This window comes from Pseudomonadales bacterium, from assembly GCA_041395945.1.
Lineage (GTDB): Bacteria > Pseudomonadota > Gammaproteobacteria > Pseudomonadales > Azotimanducaceae > SZUA-309.
In genome coordinates this window covers 1,521,583-1,548,572 of sequence record JAWKZN010000001.1, presented here as the reverse complement: position 1 = coordinate 1,548,572, position 26,990 = coordinate 1,521,583, and the positions used below count along the sequence as shown (strand labels likewise).

24 protein-coding genes are annotated in these 26,990 nt (G+C 59.7%); 14 read left to right on the top strand and 10 right to left on the bottom strand.

The annotated features are described in order from the left end of the window. Nucleotides 1-7 precede the first annotated feature (7 nt). The 7 genes from R3E82_07295 to nqrF all read left to right on the top strand — a co-directional run bounded on the left by R3E82_07295 (nt 8) and on the right by nqrF (nt 7,700). Nucleotides 8-1,477, top strand: coding sequence for a glyceraldehyde-3-phosphate dehydrogenase (locus tag R3E82_07295; GenBank protein MEZ5550673.1), 1,470 nt, complete (start codon nt 8-10; stop codon nt 1,475-1,477). A 260-nt stretch (nt 1,478-1,737) separates the two neighbouring features. Further along, nucleotides 1,738-3,093 carry a Na(+)-translocating NADH-quinone reductase subunit A gene (locus R3E82_07290; GenBank protein MEZ5550672.1) on the top strand — a complete coding sequence of 452 codons (1,356 nt, stop codon included), beginning with the start codon at nt 1,738-1,740 and terminating at the stop codon, nt 3,091-3,093. Nucleotide 3,094: 1 nt separating this feature from the next. Further along, nucleotides 3,095-4,279: an NADH:ubiquinone reductase (Na(+)-transporting) subunit B gene (locus tag R3E82_07285; protein MEZ5550671.1), complete on the top strand. Its 1,185-nt coding sequence runs from the start codon at nt 3,095-3,097 to the stop codon at nt 4,277-4,279. A 52-nt stretch (nt 4,280-4,331) separates the two neighbouring features. Further along, nucleotides 4,332-5,105, top strand: a complete 774-nt coding sequence (locus R3E82_07280) for a Na(+)-translocating NADH-quinone reductase subunit C (GenBank protein ID MEZ5550670.1) — start codon at nt 4,332-4,334, stop codon at nt 5,103-5,105. A 29-nt stretch (nt 5,106-5,134) separates the two neighbouring features. Then, the gene (locus R3E82_07275) at nt 5,135-5,797 is read left to right on the top strand and encodes an NADH:ubiquinone reductase (Na(+)-transporting) subunit D (protein MEZ5550669.1); all 663 of its coding nucleotides are present in this window, start codon (nt 5,135-5,137) and stop codon (nt 5,795-5,797) included. A gap of 3 nt (nt 5,798-5,800) precedes the next feature. Continuing rightward, nucleotides 5,801-6,409: an NADH:ubiquinone reductase (Na(+)-transporting) subunit E gene (gene nqrE, locus R3E82_07270; protein MEZ5550668.1), complete on the top strand. Its 609-nt coding sequence runs from the start codon at nt 5,801-5,803 to the stop codon at nt 6,407-6,409. Between the two features lie 61 nt (nt 6,410-6,470). Further along, complete coding sequence (gene nqrF, locus R3E82_07265; GenBank protein ID MEZ5550667.1) at nt 6,471-7,700, top strand: NADH:ubiquinone reductase (Na(+)-transporting) subunit F; 1,230 nt, start codon at nt 6,471-6,473, stop codon at nt 7,698-7,700. An 83-nt stretch (nt 7,701-7,783) separates the two neighbouring features. Here the strand turns inward: nqrF and R3E82_07260 are convergent, their stop codons facing one another. Together R3E82_07260 and R3E82_07255 are read right to left on the bottom strand one after the other, a co-directional pair. Then, nucleotides 7,784-8,194, bottom strand: coding sequence for a TM2 domain-containing protein (locus R3E82_07260; protein MEZ5550666.1), 411 nt, complete (start codon nt 8,192-8,194; stop codon nt 7,784-7,786). Between the two features lie 237 nt (nt 8,195-8,431). After that, complete coding sequence (locus R3E82_07255) at nt 8,432-9,562, bottom strand: aminotransferase class V-fold PLP-dependent enzyme (protein MEZ5550665.1); 1,131 nt, start codon at nt 9,560-9,562, stop codon at nt 8,432-8,434. 169 nt (nt 9,563-9,731) lie between these two features. Here R3E82_07255 and R3E82_07250 point away from each other — a divergent pair, with 169 nt between their 5' ends. Then, a complete protein-coding gene (locus R3E82_07250; protein MEZ5550664.1) occupies nt 9,732-10,655 on the top strand; it encodes an alpha/beta hydrolase in 924 nt (307 codons plus the stop codon). 7 nt (nt 10,656-10,662) lie between these two features. Here the strand turns inward: R3E82_07250 and R3E82_07245 are convergent, their stop codons facing one another. The 3 genes from R3E82_07245 to R3E82_07235 form a co-directional block, all read right to left on the bottom strand. Beyond that, the gene (locus tag R3E82_07245; GenBank protein ID MEZ5550663.1) at nt 10,663-11,472 is read right to left on the bottom strand and encodes a DUF2799 domain-containing protein; all 810 of its coding nucleotides are present in this window, start codon (nt 11,470-11,472) and stop codon (nt 10,663-10,665) included. Nucleotides 11,473-11,546: 74 nt separating this feature from the next. Next, on the bottom strand, nt 11,547-11,969 hold the full coding sequence (locus tag R3E82_07240; GenBank protein ID MEZ5550662.1) for a hypothetical protein: 423 nt from the start codon (nt 11,967-11,969) through the stop codon (nt 11,547-11,549). A 24-nt stretch (nt 11,970-11,993) separates the two neighbouring features. Next, nucleotides 11,994-12,479, bottom strand: coding sequence for a glycine/sarcosine/betaine reductase selenoprotein B family protein (locus R3E82_07235; GenBank protein ID MEZ5550661.1), 486 nt, complete (start codon nt 12,477-12,479; stop codon nt 11,994-11,996). A 59-nt stretch (nt 12,480-12,538) separates the two neighbouring features. Here R3E82_07235 and R3E82_07230 point away from each other — a divergent pair, with 59 nt between their 5' ends. Both R3E82_07230 and bfr read left to right on the top strand, forming a co-directional pair. Next, the gene (locus R3E82_07230) at nt 12,539-12,751 is read left to right on the top strand and encodes a hypothetical protein (GenBank protein MEZ5550660.1); all 213 of its coding nucleotides are present in this window, start codon (nt 12,539-12,541) and stop codon (nt 12,749-12,751) included. 215 nt (nt 12,752-12,966) lie between these two features. Next, nucleotides 12,967-13,440, top strand: a complete 474-nt coding sequence (gene bfr / locus R3E82_07225; GenBank protein MEZ5550659.1) for a bacterioferritin — start codon at nt 12,967-12,969, stop codon at nt 13,438-13,440. 29 nt (nt 13,441-13,469) lie between these two features. Here bfr and mobA read toward each other — a convergent pair whose 3' ends face one another. Next, nucleotides 13,470-14,126 carry a molybdenum cofactor guanylyltransferase MobA gene (mobA, locus tag R3E82_07220; GenBank protein ID MEZ5550658.1) on the bottom strand — a complete coding sequence of 219 codons (657 nt, stop codon included), beginning with the start codon at nt 14,124-14,126 and terminating at the stop codon, nt 13,470-13,472. Nucleotides 14,127-14,298: 172 nt separating this feature from the next. Here mobA and R3E82_07215 point away from each other — a divergent pair, with 172 nt between their 5' ends. From R3E82_07215 to R3E82_07205, 3 genes are all read left to right on the top strand, one after another. Further along, entirely contained in the window at nt 14,299-15,933 is a 1,635-nt protein-coding gene (locus tag R3E82_07215) for an EAL domain-containing protein (GenBank protein MEZ5550657.1), read from the top strand. Between the two features lie 178 nt (nt 15,934-16,111). After that, entirely contained in the window at nt 16,112-17,326 is a 1,215-nt protein-coding gene (locus tag R3E82_07210) for a TAXI family TRAP transporter solute-binding subunit (protein MEZ5550656.1), read from the top strand. Beyond that, on the top strand, nt 17,323-19,095 hold the full coding sequence (locus R3E82_07205) for a TRAP transporter fused permease subunit (GenBank protein ID MEZ5550655.1): 1,773 nt from the start codon (nt 17,323-17,325) through the stop codon (nt 19,093-19,095). Before R3E82_07210 ends, R3E82_07205 begins: the two co-directional genes overlap by 4 nt. Nucleotides 19,096-19,145: 50 nt before the next feature. Here the strand turns inward: R3E82_07205 and R3E82_07200 are convergent, their stop codons facing one another. From R3E82_07200 to R3E82_07185, 4 genes are read right to left on the bottom strand one after another with little or no spacing between them, the layout of a single operon-like run. Beyond that, nucleotides 19,146-21,107, bottom strand: a complete 1,962-nt coding sequence (locus tag R3E82_07200; protein ID MEZ5550654.1) for an alkyl sulfatase dimerization domain-containing protein — start codon at nt 21,105-21,107, stop codon at nt 19,146-19,148. Continuing rightward, nucleotides 21,104-21,985: a transglutaminase family protein gene (locus tag R3E82_07195; GenBank protein ID MEZ5550653.1), complete on the bottom strand. Its 882-nt coding sequence runs from the start codon at nt 21,983-21,985 to the stop codon at nt 21,104-21,106. The genes R3E82_07200 and R3E82_07195 overlap by 4 nt, the downstream gene beginning before the upstream one ends. 2 nt (nt 21,986-21,987) lie before the next feature. Beyond that, the gene (locus R3E82_07190) at nt 21,988-24,465 is read right to left on the bottom strand and encodes a circularly permuted type 2 ATP-grasp protein (protein ID MEZ5550652.1); all 2,478 of its coding nucleotides are present in this window, start codon (nt 24,463-24,465) and stop codon (nt 21,988-21,990) included. Further along, the gene (locus R3E82_07185) at nt 24,462-25,835 is read right to left on the bottom strand and encodes an alanine/glycine:cation symporter family protein (protein MEZ5550651.1); all 1,374 of its coding nucleotides are present in this window, start codon (nt 25,833-25,835) and stop codon (nt 24,462-24,464) included. Before R3E82_07185 ends, R3E82_07190 begins: the two co-directional genes overlap by 4 nt. Before the next feature lie 319 nt (nt 25,836-26,154). On the opposite strand from R3E82_07185, the gene queF reads away from it, so the two are divergent. Continuing rightward, nucleotides 26,155-26,988, top strand: coding sequence for an NADPH-dependent 7-cyano-7-deazaguanine reductase QueF (queF, locus tag R3E82_07180; GenBank protein ID MEZ5550650.1), 834 nt, complete (start codon nt 26,155-26,157; stop codon nt 26,986-26,988). The last annotated feature ends 2 nt before the right edge of the window (nt 26,989-26,990 follow it).

Below are 26,990 nucleotides of genomic sequence, written 5' to 3'. Positions count from 1 at the left end.
ATCTGCCGTGGCACTCCCGAGCCTTGACGACTACTTCCCCGACTGGAAAGAACGCGAAGCCCTGGCTGAGGCGATGATCCCCATCATCGGCCGGCTCTACCGTCGCAATGTGGTCAGCTACTGTTACGGCCGCGCACTCTACAACCAGAGTGTCATCCAGATCATGAAGACCCACCGCTATGTGCGGCAGGTCGCCCAGAACGAGCTGTCCGAGTTCGAAAGCTATCCGATTCTCGAGGCCCTCTCCCAGCTCGACCTCGGTCCTTCCCACATCGATGTGGGCAAGCTGGCCACCCGTTATATGGAGGAGGCTGCGGCGGGCGAGATCACACCGATGGATTTCTGCAGGCGCGAATGTGCCACGGTGATTGGTCGCCACGTACCACCCCTTGCCCGCCCTCAGGATGTGGTGCTTTACGGGTTCGGCCGTATCGGCCGGCTGCTGGCCCGGCTGCTGATCGAGAAGACCGGCAGCGGTGAACAGCTGCGTCTGCGCGCCATCGTCGTTCGTGGTGGCAGAGATGATGATCTGGTGAAACGGGCTTCGCTGCTGCGCCGGGACAGTGTACATGGAGGCTTCAACGGCACCATCCGGGTCGATGAGGAAAACAGCTGCATCATTGCCAACGGTAACGTGATCCGGGTGATCTACGCCAACTCGCCGAGCGAAGTCGACTACACGAAATACGGCATTCAGGATGCGATCGTGATCGACAACACCGGCGCCTGGCGGGATGAAGCCGGCCTGAGCCAGCACCTGAAATCTCCAGGTGCGGCCAAGGTGGTATTGACCGCCCCGGGCAAGGGCGCCATCAAGAACGTGGTCTCAGGTGTGAATTCTCACATCATTGAACCCTCGGACAGGATCATCGCTGCGGCGTCCTGCACCACCAATGCCATCGTACCCGCGATGAAGGTGATGAATGATGAGTTCGGTATCGTGCGCGGTCACATGGAAACGGTGCACGCCTACACCAATGACCAGAATCTGATCGACAACTACCATAAGAAAAACCGGCGCGGACGCAGCGCAGCGCTCAATATGGTGATCACCGAGACCGGCGCCTCATCGGCTGTAGTCAAGCTCCTTCCCGAACTGGAGGGCAAGCTGACCGGGAATGCCATTCGAGTACCGACACCTAACGTATCCCTGGCCATTCTCAATCTGACCCTGGAGCGCAGCACGAGTGTGGAGGAAGTGAACGAGTTTCTTCGTCATGCCTCGCTGCACTCCAAGCTGCAGCGTCAGATCGACTTCACCACTTCGCCGGATGTGGTCTCCAGCGACCTGGTCGGCAGCCGTCATGCCTGCATCGTCGACGGCGGCGCGACCATTGTGAAAGACAACAGTGTGGTGCTCTACGTCTGGTACGACAATGAGTTCGGCTATGCCTGTCAGGTGGTTCGAGTGGTCCAGAAGTGGGCGGGCATATCCTACCCCCTGGTGCCCAAGGACGTCGATCAGCAGGGATTCTAGAAGCGGGTAGGGGGGCTGCGCGGTACAAAATCGCGATTGCCGCCCCCCGAATTCTTCACTTCGGAATCACCTTGGACGTTGGCAAGTGACCAGCGCGCCTCTATAATTCGCGTGGCCTGCCGAGGTGTTCAAGTGCACCCGAGTCTTACGCCTCCTCACAGCCAGCAAAAATATTCCGTGTCAGCGCCTATTGCTGGCCAACGAGAGCCGCGCCGTGCCCCATTGGGTGTGGCGCGCAAATTTGGAACCACGATTCGACCATGATCAAAATCAAGAAAGGTCTCGATCTGCCGATAGCCGGAAAGCCGGAGCAGCGGATCGAAGATGCTCGTGCTGTGCGTTCGGTTGCCGTACTCGGTCCCGACTATCCCGGCATGAAGCCGACGATGCTGGTGCAGGAGGGGGATCGGGTGTTGAAGGGAGCGCCTCTGTTCTCCGACAAGAAAAACGAAGGCGTGACATTCACCGCGCCTGCGGCGGGCACCATCGCCAGCATCAATCGTGGCGAAAAACGGGTTCTGCAGTCGGTGGTGATCGATGTGGAAGCAGACGCCACCGGTGCAGACCAGGAGAGTTTCGAGGCAGTCTCCGCCAGCGGTATTGCAGAACTGGACGCACAGCGTATCAGAGACACTCTGGTTCGCAGCGGTTTGTGGGTGGGACTGCGCACGCGTCCCTACAGCCGGGTGCCCGCCATCGACAGCACGCCCCATTCGATTTTTGTTACTGCGATGGATACCAACCCCCTGGCTGCAGATGCCGCCATCATTATCGAAGCGGCGGCAACAGAATTCGTCGCCGGTCTGGATGTCCTGGTGAAGTTGACCGAAGGCTCCCTCTATCTGTGCCAGGAAGCCGGGAAGTTTCTGCCCAGTGGAGGCAGTTCGAGAGTCTCGGTACAGGAGTTCAGTGGTGTGCATCCCGCCGGATTACCGGGTACTCACATTCATTTCCTGGATCCGGTCGGTCCGAAGAAAACCGTCTGGTTCATCGGCTATCAGGACGTGATTGCGATCGGCAGCCTGTTTCTCAACGGAAAAATCGACAGTACCCGGGTGATCTCACTGGCAGGCCCGGGTGTGGAGCGACCGCGCCTGCTGCGCACGGTGATGGGTGCCAATCTCGAGGAACTGACCGCCGGCGAGATCAGAAGCGGAGACCAGCGGGTGATTTCCGGGTCTGTGCTGTCCGGTCGGGCGGCGCGCGGACCGGTGGCCTTTCTGGGCCGCTACCACAACCAGGTATCCGTGCTCCCGGAAGATCGGGAGCGGCGACTTTTCGGCTACCTCAGCCCGGGGGCGGATCGACACTCCGTGTTCCCCATTTATCTGTCGAAGTGGCTGGGTGAGAAGTCGCTGCGTTTCACCACAACGTCTAATGGCAGCCCCCGGGGCATGGTGCCTATCGGCACCTACGAATCGGTGATGCCCCTCGACATCCTGCCTACTCAGCTGCTGCGCAGTCTGCTGGTGGGGGATCTCGACACGGCAATCAATCTCGGTGCGCTGGAGCTCGACGAGGACGATATCGCCCTGTGCACTTATGCCTGCCCGGGAAAGTACGACTACGGCCCGGTGCTGCGCGCCGTGCTCGATACCATCAAGAAGGAGGGCTAGGATGAGTCTTCGTTCCGTCCTCGACAGCATCGCGCCACATTTTGAAAAGGGTGGCAGGCTGCATGCGCTGTATCCCGCCTACGAAGCGATCGACACCGCGCTGTATACACCGGGCCGTGTCACCGCCGGACCTTCCCATGTGCGCGATGGACTCGATCTGAAAAGGATCATGATGACGGTCTGGGCCTGTGCGTTCATACCGGTGTTTGTGGGCAGCTACTTCCTGGGCCAGCAGGCCAACGAAGCCATGCAGGTTCTCGGACTCACCAGCGCAGACAACTGGCGCGCGATTTTCCTCGATGTGCTGATCAGCTACGACCCGAACAGCGTCTGGGACTGTCTGATTCATGGACTCGGCTACTTCTTCCCGCTGTATATCGTGGTGTTCGGTACCGGGATCATTTTCGAGATCTGGTTCGCCTCCAAGCGTGGCCATGAGGTCAATGAAGGATTCTTTGTTACCAGCATTCTGTTCACGCTGACCCTGCCACCGGCGGTACCGTTGTGGATGGCAGCCATCGGCATCATCTTCGGCGTGGTGATCGGGAAGGAAGTCTTCGGCGGTACCGGCAAGAATTTTCTCAATCCCGCCCTCACGGGGCGAGCGTTCCTGTATTTCGCCTATCCGGCGCAGATGTCCGGAGACGCGGTGTGGGTAGCGGTGGATGGATACACACGCGCCACCGCGCTGGGTAATGCGGCCCTCGGACAGGACTATGGTGTCTCCTGGCTGCAGGCTTTTCTGGGCAGCATGCCTGGCTCACTGGGAGAAACCTCGACTCTGGCGATTCTGATTGCCGCCCTGGTCCTGGTTGCCACCCGTATTGCTTCGTTCCGAATCATGGCGGGGTGTGTGGTCGGACTGGTGGCTGCCTCGCTGGTGTTCAATTCCATCGATTCCAGCAATCCGATGTTCGCCATGCCCTTCTACTGGCATCTCGTGCTGGGCGGTTTTGCCTTCGGTGCGGTGTTCATGGCGACCGATCCCGTGTCAGCGGCAATGACGAACGCCGGGCGCTGGATATACGGCATTCTGATCGGGGTGATGTGCGTGCTGATCCGGGTCGTGAATCCGGCATTTCCTGAGGGGATGATGCTCGCCATTCTGTTCGGAAATCTCTTTGCGCCGCTGATCGATCACTTTGTGGTGCAGTCCAACATCAAGCGGAGGTTGGCTCGTGTCTGACAGCAATGAGCAGAAGGCCGGCTCAGACGAAGCGGAATACGACAAGGAAAGCCTGAAAAACGTATTCCTCGTGGCCATTGTGGTGTGTCTGGTGTGCTCGATCGTCGTATCGACTGCGGCGGTCACGCTCAAGCCCATGAGACTTCTGAATCAGGAACTCGATCAGAAGCAGAACATCCTGCGCGCTGCCGGACTGCTGCCCGAAGGCGCCAAAGTGGACGATCAGGGCAGAGGTGTCGATGAACTGTTTGCGCAGTTCGAAGTACGGGCAGTGGATCTCGAACGCGGCGAATTTGTCGATTCGGTGGATGTGGCAGCCTATGACCCGATCAAAGCCGCCAAGCAGCCCGATCGGTCTTCGGACCTTTCCGACGACGAGGACACCGCCACCATCGGACGACGGGAGGATGTTTCTCTCGTCTATCTGAAGCGTGACGGCGATCAGATCGAAACGCTCGTGCTTCCGGTTCGCGGCTACGGTCTGTGGGGCACACTGTATGGTTATCTGGCCATCGAAGGCGATCTGAACACAGTGAAGGGCATCGGCTTCTACTCACACAAGGAGACACCCGGTCTCGGTGGTGAGGTGGACAACGCCAACTGGAAGGCTCAGTGGCACGACGTAAAACTCTTCGACGAAAACGGCGAGCCAGCGGTATCTCTGGTCAAGGTGCGCGCACCGGCAGGTGGTGCCGCGGCGTCACATGAAGTGGACGCTCTGTCCGGTGCCACCATGACTTCCCGGGGAGTTGAGAATCTGGTCAATTTCTGGACCAGCGAACTCGGCTTCGGACCTTTCCTGAAAAACCTCAAGTCCGCAAGCTGACAGTACAAGCGCAAAGGTAGGCGAATAGCATGTCGACACCAAAAGAGATCCTTGTTGATCCGATTTTCAACAACAACCCCATTGCGCTGCAGGTGCTGGGAATCTGCTCCGCACTGGCGGTTACCATCAATATGTCGACCACTCTGGTGATGTGTGCGGCGGTGACATTCGTAACCACCCTGTCGAACGTTGCTGTATCGCTCGTCCGGAACAGAGTGCCGGGCAGTATCCGCATGATTGTACAGATGACGATCATCGCGTCTCTGGTGATTGTGGTAGACCAGGTACTGCAGGCGGTGGCCTACGACATATCCAAGAGCCTGTCGGTTTTCGTGGGTCTGATCATCACCAACTGCATCGTCATGGGGCGCGCAGAGGCTTTTGCCATGCAGAATGGTCCCTGGCTTTCGGCGCTGGATGGATTCGGCAACGCGCTCGGCTACAGCGTTATTCTGATCTGTGTGGCACTGATCCGTGAACCCCTGGGATCTGGAACATTGTTCGGTTTCGAAGTGCTGCAGAAGGTGACCGCAGGGGGCTGGTACCAGCCGAACGGCATGCTGCTGCTCTCACCCAGCGCGTTCTTCATTATCGGCCTGTTCATCTGGGGTATCCGGTCCTGGAAACCCGAGCAGGTCGAAGAGGCCGAATACGAAATCGCGCCGAACCTGCAGTACAAGGAGGCGATGTAAATCATGGAGCATCTCCTGGGTTTATTCGTCAAAGCCGTGTTCGTGGAGAACATGGCGCTGACCTTCTTTCTGGGTATGTGTACCTTCATCGCGATTTCGAAAAAGATATCAACAGCGATTGGTCTCGGTGTTGCGGTGGTGGTGGTGCTCGCCATCACAGTGCCGGTGAACAACCTGATTTTCAATTATCTGCTCAAGGATGGTGCACTGTCCTGGGCGGGTCTGCCCGGCGTCGATCTCAGCTTTCTGGGTTTTCTCTCTTACATCGGCGTGATCGCCGCCATGGTCCAGATTCTCGAAATGTTTCTCGATAAGTATGTGCCCGTGCTTTACAACGCGCTGGGTGTTTTCCTGCCACTGATTACGGTGAACTGCGCCATTCTCGGTGCTTCACTGTTCATGGTAGAGCGGGACTACACTTTCGCTGAAAGTGCCGTCTTCGGGCTGGGCGCCGGTGTTGGCTGGGCACTGGCGATTACCGCGCTTGCTGGTGTGCGTGAAAAGCTCAAATACAGTGATGTGCCCCAAGGCCTGCGCGGGCTGGGTATCACGTTCCTTTCCGTGGGGCTGATCAGCATGTGCTTCATGTCTTTCGGCGGCATAGATATCTAGCAATGTCACATCAGAATCATTGCGAGATGTCTCTGGCCGGGTTTTCTAAAGGATATTAGAGATGCAGGATCCGACGATCATTCTTGGTGTTGGTATGTTCACGGCCACGGTTCTTTTCCTGGTCATGGTAATACTGTTTGCGCGCTCCCGGCTGGTGAGCACGGGCAACATCACCATCGAGATCAACGATGATCCGAGCAAGGCGATTGTGGTTCCTGCCGGTGGCAAACTTCTGAACACACTGGCTTCCAAAGACATATTCCTCGCAAGCGCCTGTGGCGGGGGTGGTACCTGTGGCCAGTGTCGCTGCAGGATCCTGGCCGGCGGCGGCAGTATTCTTTCGACCGAGGAAGGTCACTTCACCCGCGGTGAGATCCGGGACAACTGGCGTCTGTCCTGTCAGGTGGCGGTCAAGCAGGACCTCAAGATCCAGATTCCTGAGGATGCTATCGGTGTCGAGCGCTGGGAATGCGAAGTCATCTCGAATCCGAACGTTGCAACCTTCATCAAGGAACTCAATCTCAAACTTCCGGAAGGCGCCAATGTGGATTTCCGCGCGGGTGGCTATGTACAGCTGGAAATTCCGCCCTACGAGATGGATTACAAAGAGATCGAAGTAGACGAGAAATACCACAGCGACTGGAACCGCTTCGATATATGGAAGTATCACAGCAAAGTCACCGAGCCGACCATCCGCGCTTACTCGATGGCCAACTATCCCGCTGAGAAAGGCATTCTAAAATTCAACATCCGGATTGCGTCTCCACCACCGGGCATGGATGTGCCTCCCGGTAAAATGTCTTCCTACACATTCAATCTGAAGCCCGGAGATAAGATCACGGTGTTCGGGCCTTACGGTGATTTCTTCGTCAAGGATACGGATGCGGAGAAGATCTGGATCGGTGGCGGCGCGGGTATGGCGCCGCTGCGTTCCCAGATTTTTGATGAGCTCAAGCGCAACCATCGCAAGACCAAGATGAGTTACTGGTATGGCGCGCGATCTCTGCGGGAAATGTTCTATGCGGAAGAGTTTGATCAGCTCGCCAAGGATTGCGATAACTTCGAGTGGCATGTCGCACTCTCAGATCCCCTGCCTGAAGATAACTTCCAGGGGCATGTGGGTTTCATCCATCAGGTGGTGTTCGACAACTATCTGAAGAACCACCCCAGCCCTGAAGACTGCGAATATTATCTGTGCGGGCCGCCACCAATGGTTGCAGCCGTGCTTTCGATGCTCGACGAACTCGGTGTTGAGCCTGAGAACATTCTCCTCGACGACTTCGGCGGCTGATGCGGCTGATCGTTTAAAGCAGTCACCCGAACAGGTGACTGTTCTGCCGAACAGCGGCACTCATCCTCGCCGGAACTTTCCGTTCAATAGGCGTATCGGCAGTCGCGATGGTTCTGCTGGCTGATCTGATCGTTGAGTGTCCAGTAGTCATAGATCACGCCAATCAGCAGCAGGCCGCCGGTGAACAGATAGAGCAGGCCGGTCCCCCATTTGCCCTGGTAGAAGCGGTGGATGCCGAATATGCCGAGGAAGGTGAGCAGCACCCAGGCGACCGTGTAGTTCGTCTCACCCGGAGTGAAGGTGCGGTCCGCCTGGGCTTCGAGTCGCGGCATCAGCACCAGGTCCACCAGCCAGCCGATCAGAAACAGGCCGAAGGTGAAGAAGTAAATGGTGCCGCTGACCGGCTTGCCATAGTAGAAGCGGTGCGCACCCAGGAAGCCGAAGATCCAGAGCAGGTAGCCGACGGCGAGGCTGTGGGTTGTCTCTCTAGTCATCTGAACAGGGTCTCCGTGTGTTACCGGCAGGGACTCACCTTGCAGGCAGTCCGGCAACCATACACTTGAATAAGCAAGCATCGGGCCAGTCGAGACGAGGGTTGCCATCCGCGGGCCGCCGTGCCCGTCGGAGGGTGTGTCGATAGCGGCCGCTGCGATCGGGTGGTCAGATTTCCGGGAAATCGGCGAATTCCACCTGCTATCTGTACCGGCCGGTGCCTGTGCGCATCCGCTGGATCAGCCGATCACCTCATCCAGCGCCCGTTCGAAGGTGGCCACAGTACGCCCCACGTCTGTGAGCTTATCGAGGCCGAACAGTCCGATGCGGAAGGTTTTGAAACTGGCCGGCTCATCGCACATGAGCGGTACACCGGCTGCGATCTGCAGCCCGGCTTCGCGGAATCTGGCGCCGTTTTTGATCTGGTCGTCTCCCGTGTAACTGACAACCACACCGGGGGCCTGAAAGCCGCGGGCCGCCACGCTGTGTATCCCACGGGATTCGAGCACCGCGCGCACTCGGCGGCCAAGTTCAATCTGATTTTCCTGCAGTGTGGCCAGACCGATGGCCTGCGCCTCCCGCATGCTGTCCCGCAGCGTGCGCAGGCCATCTGTGGGCATGGTCGCGTGATAGGCGTGTGCGCCCCCTTCGTAGGCTTCCATGATCTCGAGCCACTTTTTCAGGTCGCAGGCAAAACTGCTGCTGGTTGTATCTTCGATTGCCCGGCGCGCAGACTCCCCAAGCATGACGAGTCCGCAGCAGGGTGATCCGCTCCAGCCTTTCTGAGGCGCGCTGATGAGAATGTCGACGCCGGTGGCCTGCATATCCACCCAGACAGCGCCTGAAGCGATACAGTCCAGCACGAACAGGGCGCCTACTTCGTGAGCCGCCTGCGCTACCGCACGGAGATAGTCGTCGGGCAGCAGCATGCCGGATGCGGTTTCCACGTGGGGGGCGAAAACTACCCCAGGCTGTTCGCGACTGATTGCAGCGACCACCTCCTCAATGGGGGCCGGTGCGAAAGGTGCATCCGCTTCATTGCCAGCCTGGCGCGCCTTGAGCACGATTTCCTCTGCTGCGATTGCGCCGGTGTCGAGAATCTGACTCCAGCGGTAACTGAACCAGCCGTTGCGGATGACGAGACATTTTTTCCCCGTGGCAAACTGTCGAGCCACTGCCTCCATAGCGAAAGTGCCACTGCCCGGGACGATAATAGCGGAGTGCGCGTGGTAGGCGTCTTTCAGCATGCCGGAGAGGTCCTTCATCACGCTCTGGAAACTCGCAGACATGTGATTCAGGGACCGGTCGGTGTAGACCACGGAGTATTCGAGGAGACCATCAGGGTCGATATCGGGACGGAGACCGGGCATGTTCGGGTACCTTTGCAGATTGTCGGTTGGTTGTCTGGACGCTTCACGATGGAAGAGTCGGCTGTCTGTGTGCTGAGGATGATTGCACATCGGCACAGCGAGGAGTAATACAATGCCTCGGGAGCCTCTGAGCAGGTATCAGCGCCTCCCCGGGAACAGAGGAGAATGCATGAAAGTACTACTTGCGCTGCTGCTGTCAACGGCGGCATCCACAGCATGGTCGGAACTCTGGGATGATGTTGAGCACGGTTATGCCAGCAGCGGCGATGTGAAAATCCACTACGCCACCATCGGCGAGGGACCTCTGGTGGTGATGATCCACGGCTTTCCGGACTTCTGGTACAGCTGGCGGGATCAGATGGCTGGACTGCAGGACCATTTCAAGGTCGTGGCAATGGACCAGCGCGGTTACAACCTCAGTGGAGCCCCGCAGGGAAAAGAGAATTACGCCATGGCTCTGCTGGTTGAGGACGTGGCCGCGGTGATCCGCCACTTTGGCGCTAAGAAGGCGGTCGTGGTCGGGCACGACTGGGGTGGGGCGGTCGCCTGGAACTTTGCGTTCACCCACCCGGAAATGCTGGACAAGCTGGTGATTCTCAACCTGCCCCATCCGAATGGCATCGCGCGGACGGTGGCAAGTAATCCCGTGGCGCGGGCCAACACGGGCTACGCTGCGGTTTTCCGGGAAAAATCAGCGTCCGATGCGGATGTATTCTTCGGCGGACCGATGACGACCCGGTCACTGGCCGGCTGGGTCCGGGATCCGGAGGCCCGGACGCGTTACGTCGAGGCCTTCGAGCGATCCGACTTCGACGCCATGCTGGCGTACTACAAGATGAATTATCCACCGCCGCCCGAACTGGGATCTGCACCGGCGCCGCTGTTGCCAGCGCTGGATGCCCAGGTGCTGATTTTCCACGGGCTGGAAGATACGGCGCTGCATTCAGACGGTCTCAATAACACCTGGGACTGGATCGAACAGGATGTGACGATTGTCAGTGCGCCCGGAGCGGGTCACTTCGTACAGCAGGATGCGTCTGCACTGGTCACCAGCACCATGAAGTGGTGGCTGCTTGCCCGCTCCGGCGACTGAATCTGCTTCAGTAGCCGGCGATCAGCGAAGATCGAAGCACCCGCAGGCGCTCGCTCCTGACAGCCACAGCGATTTCCAGATCCTGGATTTCCGCCTGCAGGGCACCTTCTTCCCGGCTGAGACTCCGTGTCAGTTCGAGCAGTTCACGGCGTTCTGCAGCAGTGGCAGCCTCATCGATCAGGTCGGCCTCGGCACTGGTACGCTGCGCGGCGATCTGGCGGAGTCTGTCTGATTTCCGGGCAATGGTGCGATTGAACTGATCGATGGCAGCCTGGGCTTCATACAGTTGCCGACCTTCTTCGTAGGCTTCCTGAAAAGCGCCCTGCAGATGGGCAGGACAGACGTTGTTGTAGCCGGCACCGCGCTCACCGACGACGAAGCCGTTGTCCGGCTGACAATACTGCCTGACACCCTGTTCCCAGCCGGCCAGGTATGCCTGCCGATCGGGCACCACACCATGTTTCACACAGGCGTTCTGGTGGTTGAGGAGATGTGCGCTGTGCTGCCCGGCCAGACCATCTCTCATGCCGACCGTCTGCCAGTCTCCGGCGATACACTGGCTTTCGCTCAACGAGGCGCAGCCTCCGAGCAACAGGCTGAACACGAGCACGACGGAGAGGACCGGCTTATCGAGGTGACGGATACCGGAGCTGGTGGGTGTCTTCGACATGGAAATCTCCGTGTTGTCCTGCTGCTTGAGGCTTCCCTGCCACCGTTGCAGCCTGTCGTCGGTTGCGGCCATGACAGAAGGCCCGGGAACCGCGTGGTTCCGGTCACCATAGGTGATTCTCAGGCCGGTATCGGGGGTGTGGGTCACAGATTTCAATCAAGCCCAACGGCGAGCGTGCGTCCAGCGGCCTGCGCTCAGCGGGACAGGGTGTCAGGAGATCTTCAGGCCGACAGGAAAACGCAGCCCGGGCACTGGCCGGTTCGCAGCAGACGCTCCGCGGCCAGCCTGTCCGCTTCGTTCTGGTACTGGGGAAGTTCGTGGCGGGCGACGCGATCATCCCGCACCTTCGAACCGCGCCCGCCAACGGATTGCGGGCGCATCACGGTGTCTTTCCAGGCATCGTCCGACTGCCACTGATAGGGGAGCTTGCGGAGTGTGCCGGGTATCTGGATACCATCGAGCATACTGAGGGTATCAATCATGATCTTGCGCTGGAGGGCCGGATCATCGCGTTTGCCTGCGGTGTGGCCCAGGGGGAAATCCAGGAAAACGGCCCGGGGAGGATTCACTGAGCGGGTGATCGACCAGGCGCTCGATAAGCAGATGGTGGCGATGCCGCGTGCTTCGATTTCTCTTGCGATCAATCCCACGGATTGATGGCAGACTGGTCAGACAGGGACCAGGATGGCGGCATCGACCTCGTCGCGAATCAGTCGATCAGCAAGCGCTGGTGCCAGTACCTCCCGTACTTTTCGGGCGGAATAGATACCGCCCATGAAGGTGTAGGCCGGATCAGAGAGTTCGCCGATCCGTCCGGAATGCTGCAGCGCGCGGAGCGCGGCGAGTGGAAAGACCACGTTCGGATCTGCCCGCGCATCCGTGACATCGTAGGCGAAGTGGGAGATGCGAAGCTCCGCCGTCGGCGTATCCACCGGTATTTCCCGGAAGCTGATGTCGTCTTTGAAATGGAATGCGACCTGGCCGTGGCGATAAATGCCGCCGGAGGCGAGCAGTGCAATGCGCGCCCGGGAGAGCGGCACGGCCAGGGGAGTAAACGGAGGCTGGTCCGGGTTTTCAATCCACTGGTAAGGCGGATACCCAAGGGCCTGATACTGTTCCCGGGTGCGCTCGATGTAATCGACTGGTTCGGACATCCGGGGATTCTACCTGGCATGAGACCGCACAGGGGAGTGGTTCTGGAGGTATGTGCGGTATGCGGCTCGAGGCCTCAGGCGGCGTAGGATCGGGCCTCGGCGAGGCGCTGGTCGATGATCTGCTGAGCGAAGTCCCGGCATCGACCGCAACCGGTCCCCAGTCCGCAGGCGTCTTCGAGGTGATTCACCGCAACAGCACCCTGGTCTACGGCTTCCACGATCTGATCATCGGTGACCGCTTTGCAGAGGCAGACGTACATCGTTTTTCCTGAAGGTGAGTCTGCCCGCATTTAAATGCAAATCATTCTCGATTGCAACTGCACTTACTCCAAATGGGTGCGGTCCACGGCGGGGACCCGGACGGAAAATTATTTTTATTTAATATCAATCAGTTAGAGCCTATATCGACTTGATTCTCGCGAACGCATCGGGCATCGTGTGAGCCGTTTTCCACCAGATCATGGCCGCGAGGTAAGGACACAGCGATATGCAACCCATCAACAGCGAAATCATCGCCCATCTGAACCGCGCGCTGCGCAACGAACTGACTGCCATCAACCAGTACTTCCTGCACGCGAGGATGTTCGAGGACTGGGGACTGGCCCGGCTGGCCGCCCATGAGCGGGAGGAATCCATCGACGAGATGCGCCATGCCGATGAGCTGATTGCCCGGGTGCTGTTTCTCGAAGGGCTGCCGAATCTTCAGGACCTGGGAAAGCTCTACATCGGCCAGAATGTACAGGAGATCCTCCAGTGCGATCTCAAACTCGAAATGGAGGCGGTGCCGGATCTTCGGGAATCGATAGAATACGCCGAGAAAACTGGCGACTATGTGAGTCGGGATCTGTTCGCTGCCATTTTGAGTTCGGAAGAGGAACACATCGACTGGATCGAAACCCAGCTGTCCCTCATCGACAGGCTGGGGGTGGAAAACTACACCCAGTCACAGGTGCGGGCGTAGCGCGCAACCTGGATCAGGCCGTCGGAGCATCAGCCATCGCTGGGGGGAATGGGACGGATGGATGAACGTGCGAGAGACTGCAGTTCACCGAGGTCGTCCACGTCCTCAAGCTGTACAGCGAGATCCGCGCAGTCCACGTCCATCGCTCCTATCCGCTCCAGCCAGCCGAGGACACTGCGCTGACCGCCAGCCAGATAGCGCTCAAGGTGCGTGAGTGGATTGAGCGGCGACCGGCAGTTGATTGCCAGGAACAGGGGCTGGCGGCGGGTGCCATCCTGTGCGCAGACAACGTTTTTCTCAGACGTGCTCAGCGCGTCCAACAGCTTCTGCCACAGTCGGGTCGTTACTCGGGGTGCATCCCCGGGGCAGACGATGGCGAAGGGCGTGTCTGTCTGTTCGAGGCAGGCGGCCACACCCGATAAGGGTCCCGTGAAGCCGGGTGCTTTGTCTGCAATGACTTCGCCGTAGCGGCTGTAGAGGTGCGGATTCCGGTTCGCAGAAATGAGGATCCGGCTGACCAGCGGCTGAAGAGATGCGGCCACATGCGCGACCAGTGGCTTGTTAGCGAACTCGAACAGTGGCTTGTCAGCCCCGCCCGCGCGGCGTCCGGCACCGCCGCAGAGGATGATGGCGGTGGTACTGGTTCTGGTGGGTTCTGCGGCGCCCGGCGTGGTTTTGTTCATCATAGCGGCGCAATCCTGTAGCATCCTGTCACCGACAATATTGAATGAGCCGGCAGAATTGTCCGGCCGGAGTTGGCTCATACTGCCGACAAATCCTCACAACAGACAACCTTCATTGAGCTACCTTGACGTGTTGGGAGGTGGTCAGGGCGACCGCCAGACAAGAGGACCTCGGATGCGGGAGCAGGAAACGGCCCAGCTGGCTGTGCTCGACAGTGGCGATTTTCCAGATCTGGCAGGTCTGCGTCGCGCATTGGGTGAGCACACGGAAGGGGGGCGGAGTTGTCTGTTGCTCATTGATGAGGATGAGCTGGAGGCGCTGCGTCTGCAGATCGATGCTTCTCCCTCGATTGATTTCCTGGTCCGCCCGTTTACCGCCGAGCAGATGAAACTGCGAATGAACAAGCTCGGTGCGGTCGTATCGGCGCTGCAGAACGCCGCTGCCGCAGTCGACTCCCTGCAGAATCAGCTGGACCGGCTCGGCTATCAGGATCGCCTCACCGGACTCCCGAGCAGTGCTTTTTTCGAACGCCACCTGACCTATGAAATCCGCCACGCCCAGCGCTACGGACGCCAGCTCGCGGTGCTGGCCGTCGACTGCAGACCCGCGCCGGGCGCTGTGGCACTCAGCACGGTTGTCAAAGAAGCACTGCTCTCTGGTATGGCGGAACGGCTGGTGCAGGAGCTGCGTAATCACGATGTGATCGGACAGACGGCCAATCTCATTGCGGAAGACCGCAGTTCCGGTGGTTCAGATCGCTGGCGTTTGCTCATTGTGCTCTCTGAATTCAAACGCCTTAAGGATGTCACGGCGATCGCCGGTCGGCTGGTCGATGCACTCGCGGATGAATTCATCGTCGACGACATCGTATACGGGCTCGAGGCCAGGTTCGGCATCAGCATATTTCCCGCAGACGGCGAAAGCCAGGAAGCGCTGATACGCAATGCCCAGATAGCGGTTGCGCACGTCGACGAGCAGAAACTGGGCGGTTTTGCCTTTTTCTCCGATTCGATAAACCGACTGGTTGCGGATCGCGCAGCGGTTGAGAAGCGCCTGCGCACTGCGCTCGAAGGCGGTGCTTTCCACCTTCTATATCAGCCGCGGGTGGACTTCGACGGTGAAGCCACGACCGGGTTGGAGGCGCTGGTGCGCTGGCAGGACGAGGAACTTGGCAACATTCCGCCAGCGAAGTTCATTCCGCTGGCGGAAGAGCTCGACCTGATCGGCGAAGTGACGCGCTGGGTACTCGGGGAGGCCTGCCGGCAGAGCCGCCGATGGCAGGATGCGGGCATCCCCGCGGTTCCGGTCGCTGTGAATCTGTCGGGCCGCGACTATCTGCGATCGGATTTTCCTGATTTCGTGAGCGGTATTCTGCTGGACAACGGAATCGCGCCCAGACTGCTCGAGCTCGAGATCACCGAATCGGAACTCCCGGAACATCTGAATACCGCGGTTGCCGTGCTCGAAGAACTCCGTAAAATCGGAGTAGGTATCACGCTCGATGGCTTCGGCAAGGAATCCATGCTGCTTGGCCAGCTGCATCAGATGCCGATCGATGTGGTGAAAATCGATCGCAGTTTCGTCCGTCACATCACCGAAGACTGGTCGAGTGCTGCGGTGACTGCCGGTGTCATCAATCTGGCACGCAGCCTGAAGTTGCGGGTGGTCGCAGAGGGAGTAGAAACGACCGAGCAGATCGAACTGCTGCAGGAGCAGGGGTGCAGCGAAGGGCAGGGTGCTGTTTTCAGCATGCCGCTGGCGCCGGATGTGGCGCAGCAGTGGCTGCAGAGTCGTCTCGATGGCGGCTAGGGAACCTCTCAGGCGTTGCTGCCTGATCAGCGGCTCCCTGGGATCAGGTATCGCCGACAGCTGCTGATCTGCGCGAAGCTCTGAGACGCGGATACCGCATCAGCGCCTGCCTGAAATACTTTCTCCCGCTGGCTCCCAATGGATATCGGTTAATGGCTATCACTTAAGGATGGTGCAGATGGTGCATGCAACGGATTGCCGGCTTACTGCCGCGGCGCGGCGGGGCAGTGTGCGGCTTCGGCTGACAGCTTCTGTGCTGCTGCTGTGTGCAGCTGCCGGATCCGGTGGCGCGTGGACCGCGGATTCAGCACTACCGCGTAACATGGCCTGGAGCGCCTATAACCTCGGAACGACCGGCTACAGCCAGGCGGTCGGCATCGGCAAAATGCTGAAGGATCACTACGGGGTGAACCTTCGCGTACTGCCAGGCAAAAACGACGTTTCCCGACTGCTGCCTCTGATCAGCGGCCGGGTTCAGTTTTCCGCCAATGGCGTGGCTACCTACTTTGCATCGGAAGGTGTTTTTCAGTTCGCCGCACCCGCCTGGGGTCCGATCCCTCTGCGGCTGGTGATGACCTCCAACGGTGAGAGCAATCAGGCCCTGGGAGTGGCAGCAGATTCCGGTGTGCGGCAGTTGAGCGATCTGCGTGGCAAGCGGGTGCCATATGTTCGCGGTGCGCCTTCGCTCAATGTCAGCACCGAGGCGTATCTTGCCTGCGGTGGACTGACCTGGGCCGACGTTGAGCGGGTTGAGTTTCCCGGCTATGGCGCGATGTGGAATGGCATCGTCAACAATCAGATTGATGCGGCCTACGCGACCACCGTATCCGGACCCACCCGAAAACTGGAAGCATCGCCGCGCGGCATCCACTGGCCTACGGTTTCGCATACAGATACAGCCTGCTGGGATCGAATCCGGAAAGTGGCACCCTATTTTCATCCGCATATCGCCACCCGCGGCGCTGGGATATCCCAGCTGCAACCCCATGAAGGCGGCACCTATCCTTACCCGCTGTTGACCGGACTGGCCGATACTGACCCGGCACTGGTGGAAGCGCTGGTCAACGCACTGGTGAGTCACTTCGATGATTACAGGGACTCGGATCCCGGTGCCATTGGCTGGGCGCTGGAACGACAGATCTTCCGCTGGGTTGTGCCCTATCATGAAGGTGCAGTGGCAGCTTTCCGCGCACTCGGCGTCTGGAACGACGAGGATGAATCCCATAATGCGAACCTGATCGAACGTCAGCGTGTACTCGCACAGGCCTGGAGCAGCATGCAGTCGGTGAGTGGCGACGACTTCCAGAAGATCTGGATGCAGCGTCGCGAGGATGCGCTGGTGGCGGCTGGGTTCGATCCCATCTGGCGGGCGCAGCAGGCCACCACCCGTTGAAACAGCTGCCCGTGGCGGCTGCAGCAGTCGTCGCCCTCATCCTGGCTCTCGATTCCCTGCGGATGTTTGGCGGTACGCAACTGCTGGGAAACTGGATCGTTCTGGAAACCCACTATTTCTTCGCGCTGCTCGGCGTACTGCTGCCTGGAGTATTTTTCACGCATCCGAGATGGCGGTGGATTGATCCGATCCTGGCTCTGGGTGTGCTGTTCGCGTGTGCATACTTTTTCGCGCATGGCGAGCAGATTGTCGACGAGGGATGGGAATTTACCGCGCCACCTCTCGCCGTGGGATTTGCGGGACTGCTTTGGGTGCTGCTGCTGGAAGCGGTGCGCCGGGCGGGTGGCACCGCACTGTTCGTCATCGCAGCGACGTTTTCAGTTCTGCCCCTGATTGCCGATCAGATGCCCGCCCCGTTGACCGGTCTGCCGGCCAGTGCGGCAGAAACCGCCGCGTACCATGCGCTGAGCATCGAAAGTATTTTCGGTCTGCCTTTCCAGGCGTTTGCCGAACTGGTGATCGGCTTTCTGCTCTTCGGTGTAGCTCTGCAGCACACCGGCGGTGGGAAATTCTTCCTCGACAGCGCCTTTGCGCTGCTCGGTCATGTGCGCGGAGGACCCGCGAAGGTTGCGGTGGTGAGCAGCGGGTTCATGGGTTCCATGAGTGGCAGTGTGGTTACCAACGTGCTCACGACCGGTCAGCTGACCATACCGGCAATGAAACGGATGGGTATGACGGGCGCGATTGCCGGCGGTGTGGAAGCCTGCGCCTCCACAGGCGGGGTGCTGCTGCCGCCGATCATGGGTTCCACTGCCTTCGTGATGGCGACGTTCCTGGATGTCGCCTACTACGAAGTTGCCCTGGCAGCCACGCTACCCGCGCTGCTCTATTTTTTCGGGCTGTTTCTGCAGGTGGACGCCTACGCAGCGAAACATGCACTGGCCGGTGCACCCAGGGAATCGCTGCCGCGTATCGGCAGCGTCTTCAAAGAGGGATGGCATTACCTGGGTGCGTTTCTGCTGCTCGTCTTCCTGTTGCTGATCATGCAGCGCGAAGCGGTCGCCCCCTACTATGCAACGGTCGCACTGCTGGTATTGAACCAGCTGACACCCGCTCATCGCTGGAACTGGACAGGCCTGCTGGCGTTCCTGAACGCCACCGGTCGCCTGCTTATCGAAATCGTCACGGTTCTGGCCGGTGTGGGTCTGATCGTCGGCGCGCTGTCGATCACCGGGCTGTCCGGAACTCTGGTGAATGATCTGCTGTTTATCGCTGGTGATAATCTGTGGCTGCTGCTCATGATGGGTGCCTTCACCAGCTTCGTGCTCGGTATCGGGATGACGGTTACCGCCGCCTATATCTTTCTCGCGGTGATACTTGCGCCTGCACTGGTCGGGCAGGGCGTGGATGCCATCGCCGTGCATCTGTTCATTCTCTACTGGGCGATGCTGTCCTTCATTACTCCTCCTGTCGCGCTAGGCGCCTATGCCGCAGCGAGCATCGCGGGAGCGAAACCGATGCAGACAGGTGTCGCCGCCATGCGCCTGGGCAGTGTCATTTACTTCATACCCTTCCTGTTTGTGCTTGATACCGGCCTGCTGCTCCAGGGCGGGTGGCTGGACATTGCGCAATCGATCTTGCGTGCAGTCCTGGCGGTCGGTCTCGTTGTCGCCGGTCTGCAGGGTTACCTGCTCGGATACGGTGCACTGCGCGCCTGGTGGTCGCGAACGCTGCTGCTTTTGACCGCCGCGCTGATCGTTCTCATCTGAACTGTGTATCCAGGCGGTACCCCGGCCGGATCAGCGCAATGGTCTGGCCTTCAATCCGTGAAAGCTCTTGGTGTCATGATCGGAAAACGCCGGGCGAAGCGGTCAAACAGCCCGGTGAACTTCACCAGAACCTCCGGTGAACCGGAGACTTCCAGGTCCTTTTTATCCAGAAGTTCGGGAGCCTCCACCACTCCCAGCATCAGACGTTTGAAATTCAGACTGGTGCAGGTAAGCGAGGCGTCGGCGTGATCGCTGCGGCGATCCCCTGTGACGTGCAGAACACTGTTTTCGATTGTCAGCAGATAGGGACGATCGAGATCGGTAAACTCCAGGTTGAGTTTCATCACCAGACCCTCGGCGCGGGGTCCGTTCAGGCGCACGGCCATCGCCTGGAACAGGTTATCCAGTGGCATACCCCGGGCCATACCCTCACTGGCGCTGAAGCGTGAGCTGGTCGTTGTGGGTTCGCGCAGTTCCAGTGCCCCGGTGAGATAGAAGTTACGCCATACGGCGGATTCCGCCTGGTAACCGAGCTGCTCCAGCGCGTCTGCCAGTAAAGCACGACCTGGCGCGTTGTCTGGATCACTCATGACGAGGTGATTCAGTACCTCGGCCACCCAGCGATACTCACCCTGATCGAAACAGCTCTGCGCTTTCACAAGTAGAGCGTCGGCGCCTCCCATGAATTCCACGTAACGTCTGCCGGCTTGTGAAGGTGGCAGTCTGTGCAGAGTGGCAGGGTTGCCATCGAAGAAGCCCAGGTACTTCACATAGACGGCGCAGGAATTGTGATAGAGGGAGCCGTAGTAGCCGCGGTTCGAGAAGTTCCGGCCGAGGCTTGCAGGCAGCCGCATCTGTTCGGCGATTTCTTCCTTGGTAAAGCCGTGGTTGGCAAGACGCAGGGTCTGATCGTGGATGTACTTGTAGAGATCCCGCTGGGAAGCCAGATAATCGCAGGCTTCTTCTCTGCCCCAGATGGGCCAGTGGTGGCAGGCGAAGAGGGTCTCCAGCCTGCTGCCGAAACGCTCCAGAGACTCATTGATCTGACTGCTCCAGGCCAGAGCATCACGAACCTGTGCACCGCGCAGTGTGTAAACGTTGTGCATGTGGTGAGAGGTTATCTCCGACATGCACAGGGCGCGATGTTCCGGCAGGTAGAAAACGAACTCCGCAGGCGCTTCGCTGCCCGGTGTCATCTGAAACTCGAATTCGATGCCATCGATCAGGCGCCGTTCGCCGGTCTCCCGGACGAGGTCATTGGGTACTATGAAACCGGTACTGCCCATGGAAAGGGCAGCGCCTAATCCGGTAGTGACGAAACCGGTGGGTGAGGGAGTAAGCAGATTGCCGTACATGTACGTCGCGCGGCGGTTCATCACATTGCCCGCGAGCACGTTTTCGGACAGCGCTTCATCGACGAAGTGTTCGGGTGCGATTACCCGGACTTCGCCGGATTCCGCAGCCTCGGGACTGATGACGCCCAGCGCACCGGCGAAATGATCCACATGACTGTGGGTATAGATGACGGCGACCACCGGGCGCTCACCCAGTTCTCGATCAGCCAGAGCCAGCGCCGCCCGGGCGGCTTCCGAAGACGTCAGCGGATCGACCACGATCCAGCCGTGCTCACCACGGATCAGGGTCATATTGGCGATGTCGAAGGAGCGGACCTGATAGATGCCCTCGGTAACCTCATAGAGCCCGTTGAATCGGGCGTTAAGCCGGGCCTGGCGCCAGAGGCTGGGATTCACGGTATCCGGCGCCCGGCCATCGAGAAAACCCATTTTTGAAAGGTCGTAGGCGGGCGGGCGCCTGGGACCCGCATCGTGGGGAATTGTCAATGGGGTCAGGGTTGCAATGAAGCCGCGTCCGGCGTTTTCGAAACTGCGTGTATCTTCTTCGAAGGGCAGTTCTTCACGAGTGCGCTTCTGGTGCTCGACGGTGTACCGGGTCGCCGGTTTCGGCGCCCCGGGTGGTGCCTGGTCGTGCGGGCCTTTTTCATGCGTGCTCATAAAGACTCTCCAATCGGTTGCACGTCGACGGATACGCTGAGTTTCTGGGTGCCACCGCCGAGTAGAAATCCCCGGGTGGGACTTACATCCAGATAATCCCGACCCCAGCCCAGCGTGATGTGTTCGGCGAGTGTGCGCATGTTGTTGGTCGGATCGAAATCCACCCAGCCGAACTCCGGGCACCAGACCGACAGCCAGGCGTGGGAGGCATCGGCGCCGACGAGTCTTGACTGACCCGCGGGAGGGTGGGTGAGGAGGTAGCCGCTCACATAGCGCGCGGGCAGACCATATGCTCTCAGACAGGCGATGCCAACATGAGCAAAGTCCTGACACACGCCCACACGATTGCTGAGAATTTCAGACACCGGGGTATAAGCGTCGGTCACGCCGCCCTGATACTGAAATTCCTCGTGAATGCGCTCGGTGAGTTCCATTGCCAGTCTCAGAAAAGGCTTCCCGGCAGTGATCAGTGGTTCTGCATACTCCCGCGCGCCTTCCAGAGCGATCTGCTCAGAAGGAAAACAGAACCGTGCTGCGTCCCAGGCCCCGGCACTGTCCGGATACCGGGTCTGCTGGGCCACCGTTTCCCAGGCAGGACTCAGATCGAGCAGTATGTCGTCCCGGCTGCGCACCTGGACCCGCGAGGTGCTGAGAATTTTCAGCGCGTGGTGATTTTCTCGTATGAGAACGTCTGTGACCTGATTACCGAAATAGTCGGTGCGCTGGCTCTGGGTGCGGGGGAGCGGATCGACACGGATCTGTGCACTGAGCACCCGCTGATACTCTGAGTCACGCGGGGTCAGCCGCAGAGCCTGGTGAGAGCTGCCGGCCGGATGCTCATATTCGAATCGGGTCTGATGATTGATGAGGTAATCCATGCTTACAGGCGCCTGGGCAGGGCTGGATCGAAATAGGTGCCGGTGATCTGGCTGTGCAGTTCGTGCACGTTTTTCTCTACCCGGTTGAGCAGTCGATTGAGATGCGTGCGCACACCTTTCCTGGTGATCACCTCAGCGAGCTTTTCCATGTCCGCGAGGGCGAGTTCACTCTGACAGGTGAGCAGAACGCGCTCGATGTCGGAAAGGCTCCGTTCTTCGGTCGGTTGCGGCATGGCAGCAAAGTGCGCCTGCAGCGATTCGATCTGATGGATGATGGCACGCGGATTCGAGTTGTCGACCAGCAGCAGGTCCAGCACAGTGATCAGACTCGGATCGCTCTGGTAGCGGGCCCGATGTGTGATGGTGCTGTCGCAGACATCCAGAAGCAGTACCAGGGATTCCAGCGCCAGAGGCTCCCGGGTGGCCAGCTCTCTGATCACCCGTACCACATAGAGACTGCGCTCCAGTCGACGTCCGGAATCCAGCATCCGCCAGCCATGACCCCGGGTCATGTTTTCGTGTATCTGCCCGTTAACTCCGGAGAGCTTTTCGACCAGGTCATCGAGAAGGGCAACCGCATCCGCGACGGTGTGGACCTGCCAGCTCAGCTCAGGCACCGAAGTCAGCTTCTCGAACAGCCGCCAGGCGTCCCGGGACAGACGCTCGCGAACGTGTTCCGCGGTCCGGTCCAGATTGGCCAGCACCCGGGCGAGACCGTCATCGCTTTCCGGATCGAAGAGGATGGTCCACAGCTCCTGCTCGACAGCCCGGCGGCTGGAGCCGATCGCGCGTCGCGCACGGGCAGGAGAAAGATAGTCCATCGATGTCAGCAGGCGGACGAGAATGGTCAGAGCGAGGGGACGCTCGCTGATTTCTCCTTCACCGCTGATGTGACGGAACAGGCTGCGATAAAGCCGCACAGCCCCCTCGGTGCGCTCGAGATAGCGACCCAGCCAGAACAGATCATCCGCAGTGCGACTGGTCAGATCCCGGTCGCTGCGCCGGGTGGTCGTCTCGGCAGCCGGCAGCAGGGTAGTCTGATCACCCTGTTCGCGCGGCAGCCAGACGTCCTTGCTGATGTCACCCTGTTCGGTTGCAACCCGCACCAGGCCTCCGGGGAGCAGGCTGTAACCGTCCGGCGTTGCGGCGAGGTAAAGGCGCAGCGTCATCGGCGCGTTGCGCCAGCCCTGCTCCCGATGCCAGTAAGGAACTTCGGATAGGGCGACCTGTTCCCGGCCGACGAAGTCGTAGGGGCTGCGCCGTATTCGTTTGATCAGTTCATCCCGATCCCAGCTGCCAAAGTCGGTTGAGAGGTAGGTGGTAACTCTGGTGTCCAGCAGCGTCTTGCGTCCGAAGGCGCTGTGGATAACCAGACTGTCCAGATTGTCGATCGTGAACTCGAGTGCGTCAGTCTGACCACACCACCAGCTCGCGAGACTGGGCAGTTCGAGGCTTTCGCCGAGAATCTGCTCGCACAGACCCGGCAGGAAACCCATGATCGCTTCGTTTTCCACCACACCACTGCCGATCGCGTTGGCGACAAGAAGATGGCCGCTGGCCGCCGCTCTCAGCAGACCGGGAGCTCCCAGCATGGAGTGCACGCGGAGTTCCATCGGATCCGAATCGGCTGATTCGATCTGCCGGATCACGAGGTTCACTGGTTTCAGCCCTTCGAGGGTTTTCAGATAAACCCGTTCGTCCCGTACCGTGAGGTCGGCACCTTCGACCACGGGAAATCCCAGGTATCTGCCGAGGAAAGTGTGCTCGAAATCATTGGTACGCTCTGGTCCCGCAGAGAGAATGACAGTCAGTGCATCGCTGACCAGGCTGCTGGCAGCAAGGGATTTCAACGACTCGCTGTAGTCGCGGAAGAAGTGAGCGAGTCGTGCAATACTGCCGCGCCCGAACAGGTCGGGCACCGAGCGGGACATGATCATGCGGTTTTCGAGAGCATAGCCCAGTCCCGAAGGTGCCTCTGCCCGATTGCTCAGGACCCGCCACTGACCGTCCGGCGTCCGACCGAGATCGAAGGCGATCAGATTCAGGAAGACGTTGTCAGGCGGATGATAACCACACGCAGGCAGGAGGTAGTTCGGATTCGCGAAAGCCAGGGCAGGCGGCAGTGAACCGCGCAGCAGCGTCTGGGAGCCGTAGAAGTCCCCGACGATGGCATTGAGCAGACGCGCTCTCTGCTGCAGCCCGCGCTCCAGCCTGCTCCAGTCGAGTGGGTCAATGACATAGGGCAGGCCGTCGAGCTGCCAGGGTCGATCGGCGCCGTTTACCTGATAGGTGACTGCACTCTGTTCGAGGAGTCTGGAGATACGCGCGTCCTGCAGACGGATCCAGGCGCGATCTTCCACATGGGGCTGCAGGAACTGCCAGTGTGGGCGTATGCCATCCGGTCCTCGGAATTCGTCGTAGCCTGTCGCCTTCGCCGCGATGGAGCCGAAGTCGGGGGTCGGGGATGCGGACTGACTCATGATTCGCGCAGCTGGTGAAAATAGGTCTGTGCGGCAGCCCGGACATGCGGTGCCAGCATGAGCGCCGAAAACATGGTGGGAACAGCCATCATGGCGAAGGCTCCGTCGATGATGCTTATGGCAGCACTCAGGGATACCACACTCGCAATCACAATGAAGCCAACGTAGATGCAGCGATAGTAGATCTGGGATCGAACCCCGAAGAGAAAGCTGGCGCACTGACTGCCATAGAAAGAATAGGTGAATATGGTCGTGGTTGCGAAGCAGACCACGCAGACGAAGAGTATGACCACCCCCGGCGTGCCGAGGATGTGATCGAATGCCGCGGCGGTCAGGGTTACCCCATTGCCGTTGCCACCCTCCTGCCAGACGCCGGAAAGCAGGATCATGAATGCAGTGGCGGTGCAGATGAGCAGGGTGTCGATGATTGGTCCGAGCATTGCGACCAGACCTTCGCGGATCGGCTCCCTGGTTTTGGCTGCGCCGTGGGCCAGTGCCTCGGTGCCGATGCCCGCCTCGTTCGAATAGGCGCCCCTCTGCACGCCATAGAGAATCACACCGAGGAGTGCGCCCCCGCCCACCGCGTCACCGGTGAAGGCATCGCCGATGATCAGGGTGACCACACCGGGAATGGCTTCGAGATTGAGCAGCAGAGCGACGACGGCGGTGGTCAGGTACAGCAGGGACATGAAAGGCACCAGCCGTCCCGCCACCTGCGCAATCCGGGGCAGACCGCCAAATATCACGAATCCGGCAATCAGCGCGAGTGCAAGGCCCATGGCAAGGTTGAAAGCAAAAGGATCCATATCGGAGAAGCCGTTGCTGCCGGTGAAGACCACCTCACGGAGAATCTGCACGAGCTGATTGGCCTGGAGTGCGGGGAGGGCGCCAATGAGTCCGAAGAAAGCGAACCAGTAAGCCAGGAAACGCCAGCGTCTGTGGAGCGCTTCGCGGATGACATACATCGGACCGCCCTGCAGCACGCCGTCGCTGTCCTGACCGCGATACATCACGGCCAGCGAGCAGGTGAAGAACTTGGTGGCGATACCCAGCAGTGCTGTCATCCACATCCAGAAAATGGCGCCGGGCCCCCCGATGGCTATCGCCAGGGCGACACCCGCGATGTTGCCCATGCCGATGGTCCCGGCCAGGGCGGAACTCAATGCCTGAAAGTGGGTGATCTGTCCCGGATCGCTGGCGGAGTCGAAGCGTCCTCGCAGCAGTTGCCAGGCATGTGGCAGGTGGCGAAAGGGCACAAATCGGGTATAGAGAAGAAAAAAGGCACCGCCTCCGAGCAGCAGTACCAGAAGCCAGGGTCCCCAGGCGAGCCGGGCGAAAGTCGTGGCGACCAGTTGAATCTGTTCGAGCATTGTCTGCTTTCTTTTCCTTGGTTCGGGCCCCTGGCCTGCGCAACTTACCGAGTTTCCCCGCGTGAAGCACGCGCCATGATGCAGACGCCCTCAGACACGCGCGCACCGTCGCTCGCGCATGCATCAGCCCTTCGACAGTCCGCTGTCTGTGTCAAATTATCTGACATCGTCCATGATCAGCGGACAGGTCGCCGAAGTCCTTCAGGCTCCAGCGCCCGGGGCCCTTCACCGGTCGCGCGGGAAATCGAGCCATTCGTCGGCGCCGGGTTGACGGGTCGTGACTGCCGGCGTGTAGTGGTGCAGAGACCTCGAGGTGGACATGACTGCAGCCAAGCTGCCAAACGCCCTCCCGCTCGGCCGCCCGGTCGAATACAGGGATACCTACACGCCCTCCCTGCTGGCTTCGATCGATCGCTCGGACAGCCGCGAGGCTATGGCTGTGCCCGAGCCGCTCCCCTTCAAAGGTGAGGATGTCTGGAATGCCTATGAACTGACCTGGCTCGATGATGCGGGTAAGCCCGAAGTGGCGGCGGTGCGCATCAATGTACCCTGTAACTCTCCATCCATGGTGGAGAGCAAGTCCCTCAAGCTCTACCTGAATTCCTTTGCCCAGACCGGTTTCGGCAGCCGATCCGAGGTGCTCGGCACCCTCAATTCAGATCTCGGCGTAGCATTCCGTGCGCCGGTGATGATCGAACTGCTCGATGTCGGCCGGCTGCCGCCAACCGCCTCACATATGCCGGGGACCTGTATCGATACGCTGGATGTGGCGGTGAGCCATTACGACCGCACGCCCCACCTGCTGCAGCTTGAAGATGGTCAGGAGCGGATGGTGAAGGAGACCCTCTATACCCATCTGTTTCGCAGCCTCTGTCCGGTCACCGGCCAACCGGATTTCGCGACTGTGAGCGTGCGTTACCTGGGACGCCCGATCCGCCGCTCGGCACTGCTGCGCTATCTGATTTCCTATCGGTGCCATCAGGCTTTCCACGAAGCCACAGTGGAACAGATCTATCTCGACATAGCCGCTTACTGTCGACCGGAGCAGCTTTCTGTCTCAGGACACTTTCTGCGCCGGGGTGGAATCGACATCAATCCGTTCCGCTCCAATGTGGAGGACCGGGGCCCCGGGCTGCGGCTGGGCCGCCAGTAGCC